The 20,472-nt window shown below is 46.5% G+C and carries 17 protein-coding genes; 10 read left to right on the forward strand and 7 right to left on the reverse strand.

The window, feature by feature from the left end:
• Positions 1 to 5 precede the first annotated feature (5 nt).
• Positions 6 to 1,139 carry a DegT/DnrJ/EryC1/StrS family aminotransferase gene (locus ESB13_RS10220; RefSeq protein WP_129002878.1) on the reverse strand — a complete coding sequence of 378 codons (1,134 nt, stop codon included), beginning with the start codon at positions 1,137 to 1,139 and terminating at the stop codon, positions 6 to 8.
• Between the two features lie 45 nt (positions 1,140 to 1,184).
• Positions 1,185 to 2,525: an MATE family efflux transporter gene (locus ESB13_RS10225; protein WP_164974163.1), complete on the reverse strand. Its 1,341-nt coding sequence runs from the start codon at positions 2,523 to 2,525 to the stop codon at positions 1,185 to 1,187.
• Positions 2,526 to 2,585: 60 nt separating this feature from the next.
• Here ESB13_RS10225 and ESB13_RS10230 point away from each other — a divergent pair, with 60 nt between their 5' ends.
• Complete coding sequence (locus ESB13_RS10230) at positions 2,586 to 3,842, forward strand: 3-deoxy-D-manno-octulosonic acid transferase (RefSeq protein ID WP_129002879.1); 1,257 nt, start codon at positions 2,586 to 2,588, stop codon at positions 3,840 to 3,842.
• Here ESB13_RS10230 and ESB13_RS10235 read toward each other — a convergent pair.
• Complete coding sequence (locus ESB13_RS10235; RefSeq protein ID WP_129002880.1) at positions 3,815 to 5,476, reverse strand: hypothetical protein; 1,662 nt, start codon at positions 5,474 to 5,476, stop codon at positions 3,815 to 3,817. The genes ESB13_RS10230 and ESB13_RS10235 overlap by 28 nt on opposite strands.
• Before the next feature lie 84 nt (positions 5,477 to 5,560).
• On the opposite strand from ESB13_RS10235, the gene ESB13_RS10240 reads away from it, so the two are divergent.
• From ESB13_RS10240 to ESB13_RS10270, 7 genes are all read left to right on the forward strand, one after another.
• Entirely contained in the window at positions 5,561 to 6,127 is a 567-nt protein-coding gene (locus ESB13_RS10240; protein ID WP_129002881.1) for a thymidine kinase, read from the forward strand.
• 186 nt (positions 6,128 to 6,313) lie between these two features.
• A complete protein-coding gene (locus ESB13_RS10245) occupies positions 6,314 to 6,967 on the forward strand; it encodes a heme exporter protein CcmB (protein WP_129002882.1) in 654 nt (217 codons plus the stop codon).
• Between the two features lie 222 nt (positions 6,968 to 7,189).
• Complete coding sequence (gene ccsA, locus ESB13_RS10250; RefSeq protein ID WP_220399604.1) at positions 7,190 to 7,870, forward strand: cytochrome c biogenesis protein CcsA; 681 nt, start codon at positions 7,190 to 7,192, stop codon at positions 7,868 to 7,870.
• Positions 7,863 to 8,093: a CcmD family protein gene (locus ESB13_RS10255; RefSeq protein ID WP_129002883.1), complete on the forward strand. Its 231-nt coding sequence runs from the start codon at positions 7,863 to 7,865 to the stop codon at positions 8,091 to 8,093. Before ccsA ends, ESB13_RS10255 begins: the two co-directional genes overlap by 8 nt.
• Before the next feature lie 46 nt (positions 8,094 to 8,139).
• Positions 8,140 to 9,558: a Glu/Leu/Phe/Val family dehydrogenase gene (locus tag ESB13_RS10260; protein WP_129002884.1), complete on the forward strand. Its 1,419-nt coding sequence runs from the start codon at positions 8,140 to 8,142 to the stop codon at positions 9,556 to 9,558.
• 146 nt (positions 9,559 to 9,704) lie between these two features.
• The gene (locus ESB13_RS10265; RefSeq protein ID WP_129002885.1) at positions 9,705 to 11,159 is read left to right on the forward strand and encodes a hypothetical protein; all 1,455 of its coding nucleotides are present in this window, start codon (positions 9,705 to 9,707) and stop codon (positions 11,157 to 11,159) included.
• A gap of 79 nt (positions 11,160 to 11,238) precedes the next feature.
• Positions 11,239 to 11,919 carry an NUMOD4 domain-containing protein gene (locus ESB13_RS10270; RefSeq protein ID WP_129002886.1) on the forward strand — a complete coding sequence of 227 codons (681 nt, stop codon included), beginning with the start codon at positions 11,239 to 11,241 and terminating at the stop codon, positions 11,917 to 11,919.
• A 151-nt stretch (positions 11,920 to 12,070) separates the two neighbouring features.
• On the opposite strand, the gene ESB13_RS10275 is transcribed toward ESB13_RS10270, so the two are convergent.
• Complete coding sequence (locus tag ESB13_RS10275) at positions 12,071 to 12,508, reverse strand: type I restriction enzyme HsdR N-terminal domain-containing protein (protein ID WP_129002887.1); 438 nt, start codon at positions 12,506 to 12,508, stop codon at positions 12,071 to 12,073.
• A gap of 56 nt (positions 12,509 to 12,564) precedes the next feature.
• Between ESB13_RS10275 and ESB13_RS10280 the strand changes: the two genes are divergently transcribed.
• Both ESB13_RS10280 and ESB13_RS10285 read left to right on the forward strand, forming a co-directional pair.
• Positions 12,565 to 13,335 (forward strand): AMP nucleosidase, encoded by a 771-nt coding sequence (locus ESB13_RS10280; protein WP_129002888.1) that lies wholly within the window; start codon positions 12,565 to 12,567, stop codon positions 13,333 to 13,335.
• Between the two features lie 5 nt (positions 13,336 to 13,340).
• Positions 13,341 to 15,083 carry an ABC transporter ATP-binding protein gene (locus tag ESB13_RS10285; RefSeq protein WP_129002889.1) on the forward strand — a complete coding sequence of 581 codons (1,743 nt, stop codon included), beginning with the start codon at positions 13,341 to 13,343 and terminating at the stop codon, positions 15,081 to 15,083.
• Positions 15,084 to 15,183: 100 nt separating this feature from the next.
• Here ESB13_RS10285 and ESB13_RS10290 read toward each other — a convergent pair whose 3' ends face one another.
• The 3 genes from ESB13_RS10290 to ESB13_RS10300 form a co-directional block, all read right to left on the reverse strand.
• A complete protein-coding gene (locus ESB13_RS10290) occupies positions 15,184 to 15,711 on the reverse strand; it encodes a hypothetical protein (RefSeq protein ID WP_129002890.1) in 528 nt (175 codons plus the stop codon).
• Positions 15,712 to 15,732: 21 nt separating this feature from the next.
• The gene (locus tag ESB13_RS10295) at positions 15,733 to 16,491 is read right to left on the reverse strand and encodes a hypothetical protein (RefSeq protein WP_129002891.1); all 759 of its coding nucleotides are present in this window, start codon (positions 16,489 to 16,491) and stop codon (positions 15,733 to 15,735) included.
• Positions 16,492 to 16,786: 295 nt separating this feature from the next.
• Positions 16,787 to 20,464, reverse strand: coding sequence for a TraB/GumN family protein (locus ESB13_RS10300; protein ID WP_129002892.1), 3,678 nt, complete (start codon positions 20,462 to 20,464; stop codon positions 16,787 to 16,789).
• Positions 20,465 to 20,472 lie beyond the last annotated feature (8 nt).

The following is a 20,472-nucleotide window of genomic DNA, read 5'->3' on the forward strand; positions in this document are numbered from 1 at the left end:
ATCTTTTAGTTTTTATTTATGTATTCGGTTACAGACGATGTAATAAAATCCAATTGTTCCGTATCTAACTCTGTATGCATAGGCAGTGAAAGAACCCTTTCTGTTAACCAGTCGGTAACGGAGAGTTCATACTGGGGCAGTCCAAATGCATCAAACATTTTTTGTTTATGGCCTGGCACAGGATAATAGATCATGGAAGGGATATGCTTTTCAGCAAGATATTGGTTCAATCCGTTCCGGTCTATCCCTTCCAGCACCAGTGTATATTGGTGGTATACGTGGTTGCTGTAAGATGCCAGGGATGGCGTTGTGATACCAGGAACGCCGGCGAATGCTTTGGTATAGTATCCGGCGGCTTTGTTTCTGGCCTGAATATAATTATCCAGTTCACGCAGCTTAATTTTCAAGATGGCGGCCTGAATGGTGTCTAACCTGGAATTGCAGCCTACGATATCGTGATAATAGCGTCTGCTTTGTCCATGGTTAGCAATCATTTTGAGCTTGTCGGCCAGGGTATCGTTATTAGTAAAGATAGCACCTCCGTCACCATATCCGCCTAAATTTTTTGAAGGAAAGAAAGAAGTAGTGCCGATATCGCCGATGCTACCGGTTTTTTTGATGGTGCCATCGCTGAATTTCACCTCGCAGCCAATAGCCTGTGCATTGTCTTCGATCACGGGCAGGTTGTATTCTGCGGCAATTTTCATGATCTCCTCCATATTGGCGGCATGACCATAAAGGTGAACAGGAACGATCGCCTTCGTTTTCGGCGTTATGGCTTTGCGGATCCCTTCGGGGTCGATACAGAAGGTTTCGCGGTCAACATCAACAAAAACCGGCTTCAGCTGCAGCAGCGCCACAACTTCGGTAGTGGCAATAAAAGTAAAGGAAGGGGTGATCACTTCGTCGCCGGGTTTCAGGTCCAGCGCCATGAGAGCAATCTGGAGCGCATCAGTACCGTTGGCGCAGGGAATAACATGTTTTACACCCAGGTATGCAGAAAGGTCCGCAGCTAAATCATGCACGGGCTTGCCGTTGATAAAAGCGCTGCTTTCCAGGACATCAATTACAGCTTTATCTATTTCGGTCTTAAGTTTCTGATATTGGCTCTTCAAGTCAACCATTTGTATGGTCTTCATATCTCTGTAATTTGTTGAATGCCGACAAAACTAACGGAAAAAATGTCAAAAGGTTATTTTTCGTTTACCGATCATACCGGAAACCCTTTTGTTCAGAAAAACGGCCGAACAGGTTAGCCCGGTGACAAATCCGATCCACATACCGGCGGCTCCCATTTCGAAGGTAAAAGCCATCAGGCAGCCTATAGGAATACCTAATACCCAGTAAGCCAGCGCTACATATAAAGTGGGAATACGCACATCTTTCATCCCCCTGAGCAGCCCTACTCCTACTGCCTGGGCAGCATCGGACATCTGGAAAAGCGCCGCATACAACATAAGTACCGAGGTAAGGGACACCACCGCCGCATCGCTGTTGAAGGCAAGTGGCAGCTTATGACGCAATACAACAAATAATACCGCACAGATAAGCCCGTATAAAAGTCCGCTTAGCACCGTACTCCGGGCAATACGCCTGATATCATCCCAGTTATTTCTGCCCCATGCATTGCTGGTACGGATAGATCCGCCCTGTGCCAGTCCTATCGACACCATAAAAGTAAAAGCAGCACAGCTAAGCGCAATATGGTGCGCTGCCTGCTGAACAGCGCCAAGTGTACCTATGATAATACCGGAAATTGCAAATGCCCCCGACTCCATCCCTCCCTGCAAGCTGGCAGGCACGCCTATATGCAGCAGTTCGCGGATGGTAGACAGCTGCAGTTTCCACTGGCTCCTGCGGGCAGCTACATATCTTTTAAAAATGGGATGTATGGCTACTATCAGTAATAGCGCCACCAATATAATAATACGTGTAATAAGCGTACCGGCACCCGCCCCCATCAGCTCCCACCGGGGAAAACCCCAGTTACCGTATACCAGCAGCCAGTTGATACCTATGTTTATTGGCAGCGCCAGCATAGACAACACCATGGCCGTACGCGTGCGCTCCAGTCCATCGGTGAACTGCTTTACCGCTATGAACATAAGCATGGGAATAGTAGACCATGCCATGATACGCATATAAGGAGCTGCCAGCGCCGCCACCTCGGCATCCTGCTTCAGGTGAAAAAGAATACCGGTTCCCATATTAAGCAAAACCGCAATAAGTAAAGCCGTTACCGTACATAACCAAAACCCGTTGTACAAATAATGCGACACCCGCAGCCCGTCTTTACGGCCGTGCGCCATGGATACCGTTTGCGATACCGACATGGTAATGCCAATGCCCAGTACAAAAGGAATATTCATGACGCTGTTTACCAGCGCTGCCGCCGCAAGGTGTTTATAGCTGATAGCACCTACCATCACATTGTCGATAATGCCCAATGCCATTTGCGTAAGCTCTCCCAATATGATAGGCCCCGATAATCGCCACGTTTTCCAGGCTTCGTTTCTGATAGACATAAGGCGGCGAAATTAATAATATCAGACAGAAACTTTTTCTTTGTAATACAAATACAATCTATGGGTAAGCTGTTTTATATCCTGTTCATTCGACTGTATCCGCTTGTGGCTCGGGTATTATCGCTTTTTAATAAGAAGGCGGGGCTATGGGTGAAAGGGCGGCAACAGGTAATGACACGTTTGCAGGAAACATTTGCCCGGGAACAAAGACCGGTACTATGGATGCATTGCGCTTCGCTGGGAGAATTTGAGCAGGGACGCCCCATACTGGAAGCTTTACGCGGCAATTATCCCGGGTACGCGATCTTACTGACCTTTTTTTCTCCCTCAGGTTATGAAGTGCGCAAAAACTATGAAGGCGCCGATCATATTTTTTATCTACCGATGGACGCCCCCGCACGTGCCCGCAATTTTTATGATATCGTACGCCCGCAACTGGTGTTATTTGTGAAATACGAATACTGGTATTTTTATTTGAGAGAAGCAAGAGAAAGGAAGATCCCGCTGCTGCTGGTATCAGGCATCTTCCGTCCCGACCAGGCGTTCTTTCACTGGTATGGCAAGTTCTACAAACATATGCTCAGCTGCTTCAATCATTTCTTTGTACAGTACAAGGCGGCTGCCCAACTGCTGGCATCGATAGGTTACGAACATAATGTTACGGTGGCCGGCGACACCCGCTTCGACCGCGTACAGCAAATTGCCGGCGGCTTCACTCCTATTGAAGCGATAGCGCAGTTTTGCGCAGGTCATCAAGTAATTGTGGCGGGCAGTACATGGACGGAAGATGACAAAACACTCGATCATTATGTGAATACGCGCACATCGCTGCGTTATATCATTGCTCCTCATAATATAGATCCATCGCGGTTGAAGGAATGTTGCACCTTATATAAAGGGGCCGTACTTTTCAGCGAATGGCAAAAATGCGGCGGACAGCTGGAAAGCCATTGTCTTATTATAGATAATATAGGTATGTTAAGCCGCCTGTATGCCTATGCCACCATTTGCTTTGTAGGAGGTGGCTTTGGAGGAGACGGCATCCATAATATCCTGGAAGCGGCCGTATATGAAAAACCTGTTGTCTTTGGCCCTGTTTACGATAAATACCAGGAAGGAACAGACATGGTAGCGCTGCAGGGGGCTTACAGTGTAAGCGATGCCCTGCAGCTGGAACAATTACTGGATGCGTTACTATCGGATGAAGTAATGTACCAGGCGGCCTGCCGGAATGCCGGCAATTATGTTAAGGATAATACGGGGGCTACAGAACGGATCGTCTCCTATATTCAGGAGAAACGTCTTTTAACCAGCTGATCGAAATGATGTACCGACTCGCTTGATTCGTTCCAGCCCAGTTTTACTTTCAGCTCACGCTGTATCCAGTATTGCGCTTCGGGTAGTATGCTGAAGCTGTTGATGGTTTTGAGCGAGCGCTCGTACATGGTTTCATCGCCACGGAACAGTTCATTAATGAAAAGATACCTGTCGTTGATGCCAATCGCCTTTTTAAGATCCCTGATGGGGCTGCCCTGTAACATGCTGCCCAGTTCAATTTTTTCGACCCTGAGCTTTTCATTCAGGCTTTCACTGTCGGCAGAGACGATACTATCGTTCAGTTCTGCTTTTTTAGCATTATCCTGCTGCGCCAGCGTGGGTACTTCGGAAAACGGATCAAATGGCCAGTGCCTTCCCGGTCCGTGTTGCGGGCCTGCTGACTGAGGGGTGCTATCTCCCGGCTGTTGCGGGGTGGTTTCCGGCGGTGGCGTCACCGCTATATTACGTCCTTCAGGATGTTGGGTGCCGGGTTGATGCACCTGTTGCGGTTGCTGCACCTGCGCCTGTTCGTTTTCGGATAAGTGCACTTCGGCCTGGTGTTCCTGCCCGGAAGACGCCGGCTGCGGCGCTTGTGACTGCTCTTGTGACTGCTGCGTATGCGGCTGTCCTTGCAATTGCTGTCCTTGCAATTGCTGTCCTTGCGACTGCGACACTTGCGACTGTTGCGTATGTGGCGGCTGCGTATGTGGCGGTTGCAGATGTGGCGACGATGCTTGTGGCGGTTGCAGATGTGGCGGCAATGCAGATGGAACCTGCTCCGTTTGCTGCTGTGAATGCCCGATATGAGACTGTGACTCCTGGTATGCTTGCTCCGTTTGCCGGACAGGTGGTTGTTGCTGTGACTCGTGTTGAGTTTGTTCTGCTTGCTGAGCCGGCTGCTGCGCTTGTGCCTGCGCCTGTTGCGCCTGCGATTGCAGCACCTGCTGCGCCTGTGCCTGCGCCTGCTGCGCCCGCTGATACCACAACGCTGCTGCCGGTATAAACTCCTCCGCCAGTGGATTGGTAGCCTGCTGAGGAGCCGCTGATTGCGGTACTGGCGGCGCCTCTTGTTGCGAAGACGCTACCGTTTGCGAAGACGCTGCCGGTTGTTGAGCGGCTACATGCTGTTGAGCGGCTATGGGTTGTTGCGCTGCTGCAGATTGCTGAGGAGCTACCGGCTGTTTGGCTTCTGCCATTGGTGAAACGCCCGGTTCCTGAAGGTCTGGCGCTTCCTGAACACCTGCCGGTTCCCTGACATCTGCTTGCTGCCCGGGAATATGTCCGGCGCCGGCTGGCTGTTGAACTGCTGTACCGGTACCCATTGCGGCAGTTTCCGGAACAGCGGCTGCATATGCTGTCTGTGAAGCAGCAGCTGCATGAGCCGAAACTTCCTGCCCATTAGCTGGCAATGATGACGTATTATTATGATGATAAACCTGCTGCGGTCTGGGCATTGCAGCCTGAACGGCAGGGATAACAACAGAAACTTTTTCGGAGGTGTTATTTTCAGATGCGTATAACTGCTGCTGCAGCTCGGCAAGTAACATTTGAGCGGTCATCAATAACCGGCCCGCCTGCGCCTGCTGCTCATATTGTTCAAGCAATTTATGTATAAGAGTACCTACTCTTTCCATAGTATCTGTACTTTTGGGGGCTCTGGAAAAACGTTCGTGCATTAAAGTTAATAAGGTTTAGTCTTTAAATACAAGATTTGGCAAATGTTTATAGAACCCAATTTTACAGGAGAAAAAAGAGGATCCATTGAAGTGATATGCGGTTCTATGTTCAGTGGCAAAACAGAAGAGCTGATCCGCAGGCTCAAAAGAGTGCGTATTGCCAACCAGCGCGTGGAAATATTTAAACCGGCTATCGATATACGTTATCATGAAACCGAAGTAGTAAGCCACGACGCCAATAGCATTGCGTCTACCCCGGTCGAAAACTCCCAGACCATTCTCCTGCTTGCCCAGGATGTTGATGTCGTGGGCATCGATGAAGCCCAGTTCTTTGATGCTGAAATCATGCATGTTTGCCAAACTTTAGCGATAAAAGGAATAAGAGTAATAGTGGCAGGACTGGATATGGATTACACAGGCAAACCGTTTGGCCCTATGCCGCAATTACTGGCAATTGCCGACTTCATTACCAAACTACATGCCATTTGCGTTAAATGCGGCAGCATTGCAAGTATCTCGTACCGCAAAACTTCGCAGAACGGACAGGTATTGTTAGGGGAAAAAGATGTTTATGAACCCCGGTGCTGGAAATGCTTCAGGGCCGATTGATCAATTACGGAGCAATACCATTTAAAACATATCTGAAACTTGTATGGCTATACTTAAGAGATACGCAGGGTATACGATAACCGCACTTACATCGCAGTTGCATCGCACTTGTATCGCACTTGCATCGCACTTGCTCCTCCCGGCCGGCCCCCGTAAATCCGTCAGCTACTACAACAAAAAAGCATTATGGCAAATCATATAATAACCCTGGTGAAAAAAGACCTGCTGCTGGAAATAAGGCAACAGTATAGCTTGTATGGCGTATTATTATATATAGCCTCTACAACATTCGTAGTGTATTTAATCATGGGACAGCCGGAAAATGAGGTCTGGAATGCTTTGTTTTGGGTGGTTCAGTTATTTGTTTGCGTCAATGGAGTAGCTAAAAGCTTTCTGCAGGAACAAAAAGGACGCATGTTATATTTTTATACTATAGCAGGAGCAAGAGATTTCATTCTTTCAAAACTTATTTTTAATGTACTGCTCATGCTGGTGATGACCATTCTTGGCCTGGCCATTTTCCTCCTGCTGCTTGGAAATCCGCTGGAACAGTTCTTCACATTCTTCGGAGTTGCCTGCCTGGGCGGGTTTGGACTCAGCCTTATCTTCACTTTCCTGTCTGCTATAGCTGCCAAAGCACAACAACAGGCCTCATTGGTAGCCGTTATGGGGTTCCCGCTTATCATACCACAACTGCTGTTACTGGTAAAAATTGCTAAGATCGCCTTTGCCCCCATCGTACAAACAGGTCTTACCCAAATGATACTTTTATTGGTAGCATTTGATATACTGGTAATACTCCTGGCGGTGATCCTCTTTCCTTTCTTATGGAAAGACTAATGTTACCAGGCAACAGCAAGCCATCAAACACACTCATTTCAGGGGGAAACCGTTTTATAAACGATCAAAACTTTTAAATAATTGGTTAATCCTTATAAAAATTAAAAAGCTAACACGCGTATGTTAAACCTTTCCCCCTAATTTTGCCCGCAGAAACAAATGAACTGATCAGGATTGCTTGCCCACTCCAATTTCCTGGTTCCTGTTTGTAAAACAATTAGAATGATTCGACAATCGTGGTGGAAGATTTTGTCATTTGCCCTACTCCTGTATGTGAGTATCATGGGATTCATGGTGAAGGTGCCTGTACTGGATGGCCGGTTGCAGCATACCATCCGAAACCTGTTCTTTCATGTGCCTATGTGGGTGGCAATGATGGTTCTGTTCACAATTTCAGTGGTAAACGCTATTAAGTACCTGCGTTATCAAAAGCCCTTGTACGACATTTATGCAACGGAGTTTGCACTCACGGGTTGTATATTTTCAATACTGGGTTTAACAACCGGTATGATCTGGGCCAACTATCAATGGGGAGCAGCCTGGAGTAACGATCCCAAGCAAAATGGCGCAGCCATAGGCATCCTTATTTACTTCGCTTATTTCGTAGTAAGAGGTTCTCTTACCGACATGGATAAGCGGGCCCGCATTAGCGCAGTCTATAATGTATTCGCGTTTTGCATGCTGTTCCCAACCATATGGATCCTTCCCAGGTTAACGGAAAGTTTACACCCCGGAGGACAGGGCAGCGAAGGCAACCCGGCACTCAATCCCGACGACAGCACACCTGCCATGAAAATGGTGATGTTCCCGGCATTTATCGGCTGGACGCTGTTAAGCATCTGGATCGCAACCTTAAGAGTTCGTTTACGTATAATTTCCGAAAAGCATATTTCGAATGGATAAAATAAGAAGAATCGCGGTTATGCTCGCAGGCTGCTTTATGAGCCTGGCAGCTATGGCACAGGAAGTTGCCGCACCGGCAGCAGAAAATGATCTCATGCGCTCCAACGGTAAGCTCTATGTAGTAGTGGCAGTGGTGGTAACCATTGTAACCGGCATCTTTATTTACCTGCTCAACCTCGACAGGAAGATCAGCCGTCTCGAAAAGGAGCTATCCTCGAAATAACCTGATCATTAGCAAACAAACAATTGAACATCCTAAATAGAATTGCATGTCTGAACAACACTACAGCTTTTTTGACAGCGTCAATAAAAGTTTCGATAAAGCGGCTAAGTTCACGAAATGGGAATCCGGCATTTTAGAACAGATCAAGGCCTGTAACGCAGTTTACCGTATGAAGTTCCCTGTGCGCAGAGACGGCGGTGAAATAGAGGTGATTGAAGCTTACCGCGTGCAGCACAGCCATCACAAAACGCCTTGTAAAGGCGGTATCCGCTTCAGCGAAGCGGTGAACCAGGACGAAGTAATGGCGCTGGCTGCCCTTATGACCTACAAATGCGCTATTGTAAACGTTCCTTTCGGCGGCGGTAAAGGTGGTATCAAGATCAACCCACGCGCTTACAGCGAATTCGAACTGCAAAAGATCACACGCCGTTATACTTCCGAACTTATCAAGAAAAAATTCATCGGACCCGGCACCGACGTTCCTGCTCCCGACTACGGAACAGGCGAACGCGAAATGGCCTGGATCCTGGATACCTATATGAGCATGAACCCCGGTGAAGTCGACGGCATGGCCTGTGTTACCGGCAAACCTGTATCGCAGGGCGGTGTTCGCGGCCGTAAAGAAGCTACCGGCCTGGGCGTATTCTTTGGTGTAAGGGAAGTATGTAATATGCCCGACATCATGAACAAACTGGGTTTAACTCCCGGCGTTAAAGACAAAACTGTTGTGGTGCAGGGTCTTGGTAACGTAGGTTATCATTCAGCGAAATTCTTCCGCGAAGGTGGTTCCAAAGTAATCGCCATCGCAGAATACGAGGGCGCTATCTACAACGAAGCCGGCCTCAACGAAGAAGAAGTGTTCCAGCACAGAAAAGCTACCGGTTCTATCCTCAATTTCCCCGGCGCCAAAAACCTCGACAACACAAACGATGCGCTGGAACTCCAGTGCGACATCCTGATCCCTGCCGCCCTGGAGAATGTTATCAACGGCGATAACGCTCCCCGTATCAAGGCTAAGATCATTGGTGAAGCGGCAAACGGTCCTTTAACACCGGAAGCCGACGAAATCCTCGTTAAAAATGGCACACTGGTAATTCCCGATATGTACCTGAACGCAGGCGGTGTAACTGTATCTTATTTCGAATGGCTGAAAAACCTGAGCCACGTACGTTACGGCCGTTTAGGCAAACGTTTCGACGAAAATATGAACCTGCACATCCTGAGCGCTATGGAAGGCTTAACAGGCAAAAAAGTAAGCGATACCGAAAGGAAATTCATTGCACACGGCGCCGACGAAGTTGACCTGGTACACAGCGGCCTCGAAGAAACCATGATCGATGCCACACGTGAGATCATCAATACATGGAAAGCAAATCCCGGGATCCCGGATATGCGTACTGCAGCATTCGTTGTTGCCATCAATAAAGTAGGCACTTCTTATGCAGAACTGGGCATTTTCCCATAGATAAGATTTCCCGCACGGGATTTCCATACATCGGCCACGAGAGGTGGTATTGCGAAAGCAGTATCGCCTCTTTTTTTTGACTTTATTGCTGTTTGCTTGCCATACCTGTGTAAATTCATGATCCGGGATAAAACCCGCACTCAGGTATGAAAAAAAGGCATTGTTTCAGCAGCCTGCCTATGCTTTTGTGCTGCCTTGTCGTGAATGCACAACAGAACCGCTTTACCGACTCGATACTCGATAACCGGATTCTGAAGATCCCTGCCTATGAACTTCCTGTTATAGGCTCGGAACATTTGCTACTGCAGATGCCTTACGCACAATCATCCTTTTCCGATACAACCGGCATTGCCGTGTTACAGCAATCGCAGGTGCTTTCGGTAGACCTGCTGTTCTCCGATTATCCTTCCGCTTCAGACCTTAAACCACTAAACCGCAGCCGCCTGCAGGCACTATGCCAGCTGGTTCCCGGCATTGAACAGCAACCTGGCATCAGTTGGTCTATCATCCGGCAAACCAATGGTATCGATAAACCATCCGCAGAAAAGCTGATACATGGCTTTGTGATCAATTACCGCCGCAACTATACACCAGCCGATGCGGAAAAGGAAATGGAGATCATAGAAGCCGCCGTTCCCGGCCCTCCTGCCACCCCACCACCGGCCGAACCGCCGCAAAAACTGAATCACTGGGCCATTATTCACCGCACCGATTCTTATACCAAACGTTTTTACAATAACCAGCCTGTTAAAGATATCTCCAACAGCCGCGAAAAGCTTGCAACCTGGTTCAGGCCCGGCGATAGTATTGTAGTCATAAGCGTAAGAGAGGCATACGCACAGGAACTTTTGCCGCGCGGCAGTCACTACGCCAAAGAAAACAAAGACAGTGTTTACCTGCTGATCCCCGGGAAAAGAAAAGAAACCAGGCCCGATCCACCAACCCTGGCCGAGGCAGCTATACCATTGTTTCCACCCGATTCCACCATTCATAAAAGCCTGAATCCCTATACCGTCACCAATGCACTGATAGTAATGGATGTTACAGGCAGCATGGCGCCTTACATCGCACAAATGCTGCAATGGATAGATGCCCGTCCGCCATCGAATACCATTTCCTACCTGGTATGTTTTAACGACGGCGACAATAAAGCCGATGACCAGAAAAAACCGGGAAAAACGGGCGGCATTTATGGCGAAAAGTTCCAGGGCACCCAGCATGCCAAAGCCCTGGTAAAAAAAGCGATGCAGGCCGGAAACGGCGGCGGCGATATACAGGAAAACGCCTGTGAAGCATTACTGTCGGGTTTGCACAATGCCCCTTCCTGCAAAGACGTATTATTGATTGCAGATAGCTGGGCACCCATACGTGATACAGTGCTCATCAGCAACATCTCCAAACCTGTACACGTGATCGTATGTGGTAAAAGGTTGGGCGTTCATCCCGACTATATAACACTTGCATTGAAAACGGGTGGAACTTTACATTTTCCCGACGCGCCCCTGGTGAACCTGCAGCCTTTACTCGAAGGAAAAGATCTTATGATCCATCAACGAACCTATTATTATGCCAATGGCCGTGTTCATTTAAGAGTAAAATAATATAATCGCTTCCCACTCCCCCCTATTTTCAGCCGAAGCCATAAAGGCGGTTTATTTTTGCAGACGATTAAACTTGCATATGGTAAAAGAAACACTCTACCCTTATCAGAATAAATCCCTGGTCTCTATCCGGGGTGAACGCTGGAAAGACATTCCTGGTTTTGAAGGTTATTACCAGGCATCCAATATGGGAAGGATAAAATCCTGCGACAGGACGATCCCACATCCCCGCTGGGGCAGTCAATCGGTCTACAGCCAGATCCTCAGTCAGTCAGTAGCCAAGAACAGGAATATCAAAACGGGTGATCCCATGATAGACCTCCGGGTGACGCTTAATGTTGAAGGAGTACCTCACTATTATAATACCCGCCGTCTTATCTACATCACCTTTATCAATTCGGAGCTGGATTATGCGAAAGACGAATTGTATATCATCAACAAGGACGGGGATGGATATAACAACCGGGTCAACAATTTAAAAGCTGTTACAAGACAGGAAAAATCGCGCCGTGCTTTTGAGCGCGGCCGCGTGGTAGAAAGCCACCTCAAAACAGCCGACCGTTCGCAATGGAAGAACTATGGTGGTTATGCCCGCCGGAAACCTGTAAAACAATACCAGGGCAGAAAACTGGTAGCGCGTTACGAAAGCGTATCGGAAGCAGCACGCAAAACCGGCTACGGCGAAAAAGAAATTATTATGGTTGCAAAAGGAAGATGGACACACTATCACGGCTTCCGCTGGTCTTATGCTACCGCATGAAATAACTGATGCCAGGCTGAAATAAATAAGATTGGTCTGGCATCAACCTATCCCGCTTTAACTTGCCTGCTTTAATGCTTTGTGTATATCATACGCTCATCCACGATGAAGCGGTTTATACTATACCTATACCCGCTTCAATAACACCAGCTTATACGCCGCTGCCAAAATCAGGTATGGCAGTTAACCCCTTCATACTGCCGGTATCCAGCCCAAACGTATAAGACCCGTTAGTAACGATAAGATAGCGGACATTTAAAGAAATATTATAACGCAGTATTTGCCCGGCCACATTTTCGCTCAGCGGCACATTCATTTCCTTGCATTCAACGATCATCCACGGCTTCGCTTCCCGGTATATCACTATATCACAACGCTTTTTCATTTCTCCGAGCGTGATCATTTTCTCTACCGCCATAACAGAAGTAGGATACCCTTTGGTTTGCGCCAGGTACTGAATAAAGTTTTGCCGTACCCATTCTTCAGGAGTCAATACCACCCAAATACGGCGCACTTCATCAAAGAGCAGCCGCTTTTCACCATCCAGGCGCGTTTTGAAATTATAATGTGGATACTCAATCCCTATCATGCGGCAAATGTAAGCCCATAGGCCCCGATTTCGTATATTTAGGGAATTTATTACAGATGAAAACGAAGCAAGAGATAGTAACCAATTGGCTGCCCCGGTATACAGGAGCAGAACTGGAACAATTCGGGAAATACATATTACTAACCAATTTCAGTAACTATGTACAGATGTTTGCAGACTGGCACGGAGTGCCTGTAATAGGCCGCGACCGTCCTTTTCAGTGCGCTACCGCAGATGGCATTACCATCATCAACTTTGGTATGGGCAGCCCCGGCGCAGCAACGGTAATGGACCTGTTATCCGCTATTGAACCACAGGCGGTATTATTCCTGGGTAAATGCGGCGGCTTAAAGAAAAGAAATAAACTGGGCGACCTTATATTACCCATTGCAGCTATACGCGGCGAAGGTACCTCCAGCGACTATTTCCCACCCGAAGTGCCCGCCATGCCGGCATTCGCACTTCAGAAAGCCATCTCCACCACCATACGCGACTACCAGGTAGATTATTGGACAGGCACTGTTTACACCACCAACAGGCGTGTATGGGAACATGATGAAGAGTTCAAGTCGTATCTCCAAAAGATAAGGGCTTATGCCATCGATATGGAAACGGCCACTATTTTCACTGTTGGCTTTTTCAATAAAATACCTACCGGCGCATTATTGCTGGTAAGCGATCAGCCCATGATCCCCGAAGGAGTGAAAACAGAGGCCAGCGACAAAGCCGTTACCGCAAAGTATGTAGACCGTCACCTGCGCATAGGCATCGACTCCCTGAAACAACTTATCAATGGCGGCTTAACAGTAAGACATTTAAGATTCTAACGATCATGCAGCCACTCCTCGACATACAGGACCTTACCGTTCATTTTTTGCAGAACGGGCAGCAAACGCCTGCGCTGCGAAACATTAACTTAACCATCAACAGGGGGGAGATAGTGGCATTGGTAGGAGAATCGGGCTCGGGCAAATCCGTGACTTCTTTATCTGTACTCCGTTTACTGGCTTCACCACCGGCGATGTTTTCGGGCGGACAAATCCTGTTTCATGATAACGGGCAAACAACTGATCTGCTGAAACGCCCGGAGGGCGCTATGCAGGAATTACGGGGCCAGAAAATAGCCATGATCTTCCAGGAGCCTATGACCTCCCTCAATCCTGTACATACCTGCGGGCACCAGGTAATGGAAGCGATACTGCAGCACAAAACCGTTACCCGTGAGCAGGCCCGCACTCAAACATTGGCATTGTTTGAAATGGTGAAGCTGCCCGACCCGCAGCGTATCTTCAAAAGCTACCCGCACCAGATCAGCGGCGGACAAAAGCAACGGGTGATGATAGCGATGGCCATGAGCTGTAATCCCAGCCTGCTCATCTGCGATGAACCTACCACCGCATTGGATGTAACAGTTCAAAAACGGGTATTACAACTCATCAGGGATTTGCAGATCGAACAGCAAATGGGTGTACTTTTTATCACGCACGACCTGGGAGTGGTATCCGAGATCGCCGACAAAATAGTGGTGATGTACCGGGGTAGTATTATAGAATCAGGCACCCGGGAACAGATCCTGCGTTCACCGGAACATCCTTACACCCGGGCCTTACTGGCCTGCCGTCCTGCTTTATACCCGCGCGGTACACGCCTGCCTGTGGTAAGCGATTTTCTGGAAGGCAGAATAACACATGCTGACAATAGCAATACAATACAGGAAATTTTACCGGCACCAGCCACTGAACAAAAGCCTTCAGGTATACTATCAGTTGCAAACCCGCCATCTCATCCCTTCCTCGAGGTAAAAGACCTGCACGTATGGTTTCCCACAAAGCATTCACTTTTAGGTAAGCCCCTGGCATATACCAAAGCAGTGAACGGCGTCAGCTTTTCGCTAAACCAGGGCGAGACCCTGGGACTGGTTGGCGAATCGGGATGCGGCAAAAGCACACTGGGGCGCAGTCTGCTGCGATTGGTAACACCTACCTCAGGTGATATCGTGTTCAAAGGCGAAAGTATCCTGCACAAGAAAGGCAGCGAAGCCAATGCCCTGAGCAAACAAATGCAGATCATATTCCAGGATCCCTACTCGTCTTTAAACCCACGGAAACGCATAGGCGAGGCCATAGCAGAACCGCTGCTGGTACATGGGATAGGCGACAATGCACAGCAACGTAAAGAAATGGCAGTAACGCTGCTCGAAAAAGTAGGCTTAAGTAACGAACACTATTATCGCTACCCGCACGAATTCAGTGGTGGCCAGCGGCAGCGGATAGTCATAGCCAGAGCCCTTGCCTTACGCCCTTCTTTCGTGGTATGTGATGAAAGCGTTTCGGCGCTGGATGTTAGCGTTCAGGCGCAAGTATTAAACCTGCTCAACGATCTGAAGAAAGAATTCGGTTTTACAGCCATCTTCATCTCGCACGACCTTTCCGTAGTAAAATACATCAGCGACCGCATCATGATCATGAACAAAGGCAGGATAGAAGAATCCGGCCCTTCAGAAGAAGTGTATCATCATCCCAAAAGCAGTTACACCCAACAGTTGATTGCTTCCATACCTGTTTTACATAAATAGCGGTTGACATAGTATTAATAAGTTACCCTTATAAAAGATAAATATGCTGCTTCCCAGGTTTTAAATAAAACAGGAAACAACATATTTGTTTAGGCTTTACTTATTTCCATTTGCTAATACTCTCATCCCCTTTTAAATAATTGGTACTATCATGGAGGTACAATATCCCCATATCCTCCTTCATCAGGCTGTTATGGCTGTCATATCTTTTTAACACCTCAAAAAAATCCTTCTTTTCATCATTGACATAAAAGTCAAAATAATAATCAAAAGCTGACCCACGAGTATCAAATGTGCCTAAAAATTTAAAATTAGGATAATGCTTAACCGGTTCCGGTTTTAAATTCACCGGAAGATCAATAACATAAAAAGTATCCGGATGCGGCTTTCGGAAAATTATTATCACAGGCCTTCCGCTATCACCTTTTGCTTCAAAACGGATTTTAACATCACTAACATCATATACTTCTGACCATGAACGATTATTACTCTTCCGATTTTTCTCGTAAAACGCAGTATGCCCAATCTCTGTTTCAAAATCATCGGTATTTCCTTTAGATCTTTCCCTAATACCAGCGCCGCAATTCCCGAAAACCGTTAGTATAAAAAAAAGTAAAACAGGTCTCATTGTGATATAATTTTAAAACAATCAATTCATCTGTAAACCGTAGTTGTATCCCTTCGCAGTAATCTGAAACCTCGGATATCTGTCTTCACCAGGGTAAGCGATCCCTTTCATTACCTTTATTTCACCATTATAGCTATACGTTCCTTGTTCTGCATAAACGGACTTAACAGTAAAGCCCTGCTCAATTTCAGTACCAACCTGTATAAGCTCCACATTGAAACCAGATATCAACTTTATGGAACCAGTCGTAGACACAATTTTTGTTCTTCTTTCAGTTGCAGATGCCTGAAAACTAATATAATCCCACAATTGGAATGAAAGAGGAGTTATTCCTGCAAGAACTTTTTTGTCCGTTATCTCCCCAAGATAGCTACCTTCTACATTTACTACACCATTATCACCAACCTTATCTATTTTAAAACATGCCGTGAGATTCTGGTCTGTGAAATACCAAAAAGGTATTTTAACCCAAATACTATTATTTCTTTTAGGAAAAAAGCCACGGGTCTCCACATATCCTAGGACTACCGGCTGGTCTACTCTAAGTCCATCATAATCAATATAAGAAGAATAGTACTCTACCTGATACACTAGGCCAAAAAGATTGGCTGGCAATATGGGAGTACTAACAGTACAATTATCAGATTGCTCCTCTTCGTCCGTGACCTCCATTCTTTGATTTGAGCTTAAAGAAGATGTCTTTTCAATAACTTCTTTTCCACATGAGAAAAAAAAAGAAGTTACAATAAACAAGCTTAGGCAAACGCATAAGTTTTTCATTATCAATATTTAAACTTTTTAAATTAGGTATTACGCTGTGCATTGGAGATAAGTTAAGGCGGGTGTAAAAATGTCATAGCTTGCTAGTTAAGTGGTTAAGAAGTTATGGTATTCATAGGAATGAATACTCTTTTCCACATTATGACGATAAAAACGAGAAGCAGGACTATTCGTAAGATGTTTTTTTAAAAAAAAATTACAGCCAACATAAACGTGGGAAAATAAAAAATCCCGCCAACCCCTATTACGCAGTTGGCGGGATTAAATTATAAAAAATAAGCCTTAACTCCTCAACTTACCATTTCCTCTGCCTGTAAGAATAAAAGTCCCCATCTTCAAAAAAATATGAACCGCTGTCATGCTGCTCAAACAACAGCTTACGCAATTCATCATCCAGCTGTTCAGCAGCTTCATCACCCTGTTTGATCTTCTTTCCTGTCATCCTGGTAAGCTCATCATTACTGCTCACCTGCAACGTATCTTTAGGCTGCATACCAGAGATCCCCAGCTTCCAATCATCTTCTTTCTTTAATTTATATTTGAAGAAATATACATAGCCTTCTTTTTCTTTCAGCTTAACAGCCCTTTTTTCGATCAGCTCTACCGCGTTGAACTTTTCATAACGTTTATCATTAAGCAGAATCGCCTGAGCCACTACATCCTGTTTATTATAAATAGCAGGGAACAGGTCGGTTCTTTTAATCTTCTCCAGCTGCTTTAACAATCGCGCCCGGTAATTATCGCGTTTGGCCAATGATAACCAAAGACTGTCGGGTACTGCATATTGATGCGACACCATCGTAACGGCTGCCTGTAACTGCACATCCGGATCACGGGAAAGCAACAACTTATCAAAGAACTTGGCAACAGTAGGATTCTTTTTATAGTACGGCGCCAATAACACGGCGTAGTCAGCCAACATACCTCCCCCCATCTCACCGGAACTTCTGTCATCCATGCTATTGTCATCTTCATCCTGGCGGCTTAGCTTTTCAAGGATCTTCTCATCCCTGTTCTGCTGGCGCTTCAACTGAATTTTTGCATCAAAATATATTTTACTAAAATATTCATCATATTCTTTCGGCTTAACAAAACCGCTGTCCACCATGGTGCGCAACAATTCAATAACAGGTTCTTTATAATCTTCCAGCGAAGCCAGCTGCAATACTTCAGGAAAAAGATCCTTCGAAAGCGCCAGGGAGTCTTCCAGTAAAGAAAAGATCCCGGAATTATCATAGTCATTGTCGAACACAGGCGGATCCTGCAACAGTAATTGTTTCAATGAGGCATAAGACTGTTTGGTTCTAAGCCTGGCAAGACCACGCAATACCTCTGTCTGGAAATAGCTGGTATCTGCCGTTTTACTATACAATCCTTCAAGCGTTTGCCTTACCTTATCGGTACAGCACGAATCATCGATATACGATAGCTCACCAATCAATTTTGATTTAAGATCAAAATAATCTTTCTCACCGTATTTGAGTTTATTGATAGCATCAACAAGTTTGTCGATACCGGCAGCCCCGAAATAAACATTGGAGATAGCTGCACGTGCTTTTTTGCGTGCGGAGGAATCTGTGCTGTAGTAATCAGTAAAGAAGCTATCTGTTTTATTCTCGAACACAGAAGGCCCCAGCTTCTGCGGCTCCGGCATAAAGCTGTTCAGGAAATTACGGACAAAGGAGCTTTGAGGCTGCAGTGTATCGGTTAATACCGCAATGCGGAAAACATAATTATCCTGGAGCAGGTGTCGCATAGTGAGTTTGCGTACAGTATTGGTATCCGTTATCTCCAGCTGGTAACCACTACACCGGTCCGATACACGGATAGGCTGGCGCGCAGACACTACCATTCCCTTATACTGTTTTTCATCCAGCTCTACCTTCCAGAAACGCACAGATTCACGGCTGAAATAATATTTGGGTTTCTTTTCAACATATACAGAAATGACCTCGCCCGTAGTATCGTTTTGAAAAGTAGCATATTTCTCACCCAGCCAATAAGAAGCAGCCTCCTGTATCTGGTCCAGGAAAGATTCACTGGTAGCATCACTGACCATTTTTACAAGGTCTTTATCCAATACCGGCACTACCGGCGTTGTTACAGAAAACCGCAGCAGCGAATCGGTATAAAGCCGGGCAACAGGATAATTGAACCCTGTTAATTCAAAAGAATCGAAGAAACGGTCGAAACCCTCTGTCTTTTTATCGGGAGAGGTGGCTGCCAGCAGATAATAATGCGGACCGCGGATCACAGCACGGGCCTTCATAAATCCGCCATTCTTCATTTCATACGTCATATCCAGCGCAGCATAACCATTCTGCACAGTTGCCTTGCGGCTGATCTCCTTTTCTATCAGTTCCGACTTCCGCACACTCTCTGCAATAAGCGATATGTCAAAAGTATCTTCCTCCAGGAATTCATAATTATAAAGCGATTTCTTCCATACAAAAAACGAGTTCCTGGTAACAGAATCAACAGCCTCATATTCCCAGCGGTTGATCCTGTCCGTATTGCTCTGGTTTAAACTGATATCAGGAGAATGCGGCATCATTACCTTGAACTCCCCGGAAGCAGGTTGAAAGGTCTCCCATTTTTTACCATTATTGATAATACGGATGGAATTAAAGAAAGTCTCAGCCTCCTGCCCCTCAACATAGTTGTCGTTTCCGCTCATCTTAAAAACCAGCACTTCAAAAGGAGTAGCAATAATGTTATACCGCTGAAGATCTCCTCTTCGGGTACGGTTGGTAATATCAAAGCCGGGATATCCATTTTTAACGATAGCAGTTTTCTTCAATATCTTACCCGGTATATTCTCATAAAGCAAACTATCGATCTTTTTCGTCACCTCTTTAGCCGAAGCGCCGCCAAGCCCGGCATGCGTTTTTACCCTGGTAAGCATATAATACGAACCGTTATCCATATCTGCATACTGCCACGAGCCATTAAGGCTGCTAACCCGGGTATCGGACCTTTTATACAACGGCCCCGGCATAAGCATATGTACCCTGCCGTCATCTGTAGCCACGGCGCCAAACGATACCGGAACACGCATTTTGTCGATAGCATCTTTCCTGGTGGCATCCCTGTCCTGCATCATAATCGGACGAAGCCTGTACCCCTTGGCACGCAATAATTCAATAACACCCCTCTTACCCGCCAGGTGCGCCGCACCAACGCCAACAAAAAGACTGTTTTTCCTCAGAATAGTATCTATCGATGCCGCCTGAATTTCATTACGCTTGTACAGGAACTTCTCCATAAAGGCTACCGAGTTGGTAGTAAGCACTTCCAGCGAATCAAGCAGGTCAAGATCTCCCCTGCGGTACGCTTCCTGCATTTTCTTTTGAATATCGAACATCAATTCCCCGTCTGCATCAAAACGCTTTTTCTTCTTCTCCTTCGCCATATCCTGGTAAGCCTCAAACATAATGCGCTCTGCTTCGTAATAATCTTCTACACCACCCGGCTTCTTCCCCAGCTTCCGCCCTGTTTGATAGATATAAAGATCTAGATAGGTATTTTCCTCATAATCAGCTTCCGACTGCATGGTGCGGTAAAGCAACCCATTGATCTGGGTAGGATCTTCGGTAAGGGCAGCCTTCAGATTGTCTTCATACTTCTCGATCCTGAACGAAGATTCGCGCAGATAGTCTTCAGCCCCCTTCCGCATGTAAGTACTGATATCACGCTGGGCATTGCTCCTTTTAAACATATCATTCTGCCACGAACCCGGGTTCAGTTCCAGCGCTACCATATCGCAGCTTTGAATAGCATGATAAAAAGAGTCGCTCAAATGGAACACCATTTTGCTGCTCACGTGCATGGTACCAAAAAGATAGGAAGGTTTTTTAAGGCCGTTACCCGTTATCTCCCACAGTAAGCTGGGATATTTAGCCGGTTTGTTTTTTTGGGAAAAGGCATTGATAACGAATACTATACAGCAGAAAAAGGTGACAAATTTGCGCATAGGTGATG

It is taken from the genome of Filimonas effusa, assembly GCF_004118675.1.
Classification (GTDB): Bacteria; Bacteroidota; Bacteroidia; order Chitinophagales; family Chitinophagaceae; genus Filimonas; species Filimonas effusa.

Coding starts and splice junctions, on each gene's coding strand:
- ESB13_RS10245 (WP_129002882.1), top strand. CDS start 6,314: ATGGCAAATCATATAATAACCCTGGTGAAAAAAGACCTGCTGCTGGAA.
- ESB13_RS10290 (WP_129002890.1), bottom strand. CDS start 15,711: ATGAGACCTGTTTTACTTTTTTTTATACTAACGGTTTTCGGGAATTGC.
- ESB13_RS10300 (WP_129002892.1), bottom strand. CDS start 20,464: ATGCGCAAATTTGTCACCTTTTTCTGCTGTATAGTATTCGTTATCAAT.
- ESB13_RS10255 (WP_129002883.1), top strand. CDS start 7,863: ATGGATAAAATAAGAAGAATCGCGGTTATGCTCGCAGGCTGCTTTATG.
- ccsA (WP_220399604.1), top strand. CDS start 7,190: ATGATTCGACAATCGTGGTGGAAGATTTTGTCATTTGCCCTACTCCTG.
- ESB13_RS10265 (WP_129002885.1), top strand. CDS start 9,705: ATGAAAAAAAGGCATTGTTTCAGCAGCCTGCCTATGCTTTTGTGCTGC.
- ESB13_RS10260 (WP_129002884.1), top strand. CDS start 8,140: ATGTCTGAACAACACTACAGCTTTTTTGACAGCGTCAATAAAAGTTTC.
- ESB13_RS10235 (WP_129002880.1), bottom strand. CDS start 5,476: ATGGAAAGAGTAGGTACTCTTATACATAAATTGCTTGAACAATATGAG.
- ESB13_RS10280 (WP_129002888.1), top strand. CDS start 12,565: ATGAAAACGAAGCAAGAGATAGTAACCAATTGGCTGCCCCGGTATACA.
- ESB13_RS10230 (WP_129002879.1), top strand. CDS start 2,586: ATGGGTAAGCTGTTTTATATCCTGTTCATTCGACTGTATCCGCTTGTG.
- ESB13_RS10225 (WP_164974163.1), bottom strand. CDS start 2,525: ATGTCTATCAGAAACGAAGCCTGGAAAACGTGGCGATTATCGGGGCCT.
- ESB13_RS10275 (WP_129002887.1), bottom strand. CDS start 12,508: ATGATAGGGATTGAGTATCCACATTATAATTTCAAAACGCGCCTGGAT.
- ESB13_RS10240 (WP_129002881.1), top strand. CDS start 5,561: ATGTTTATAGAACCCAATTTTACAGGAGAAAAAAGAGGATCCATTGAA.
- ESB13_RS10220 (WP_129002878.1), bottom strand. CDS start 1,139: ATGAAGACCATACAAATGGTTGACTTGAAGAGCCAATATCAGAAACTT.
- ESB13_RS10285 (WP_129002889.1), top strand. CDS start 13,341: ATGCAGCCACTCCTCGACATACAGGACCTTACCGTTCATTTTTTGCAG.
- ESB13_RS10270 (WP_129002886.1), top strand. CDS start 11,239: ATGGTAAAAGAAACACTCTACCCTTATCAGAATAAATCCCTGGTCTCT.
- ESB13_RS10295 (WP_129002891.1), bottom strand. CDS start 16,491: ATGAAAAACTTATGCGTTTGCCTAAGCTTGTTTATTGTAACTTCTTTT.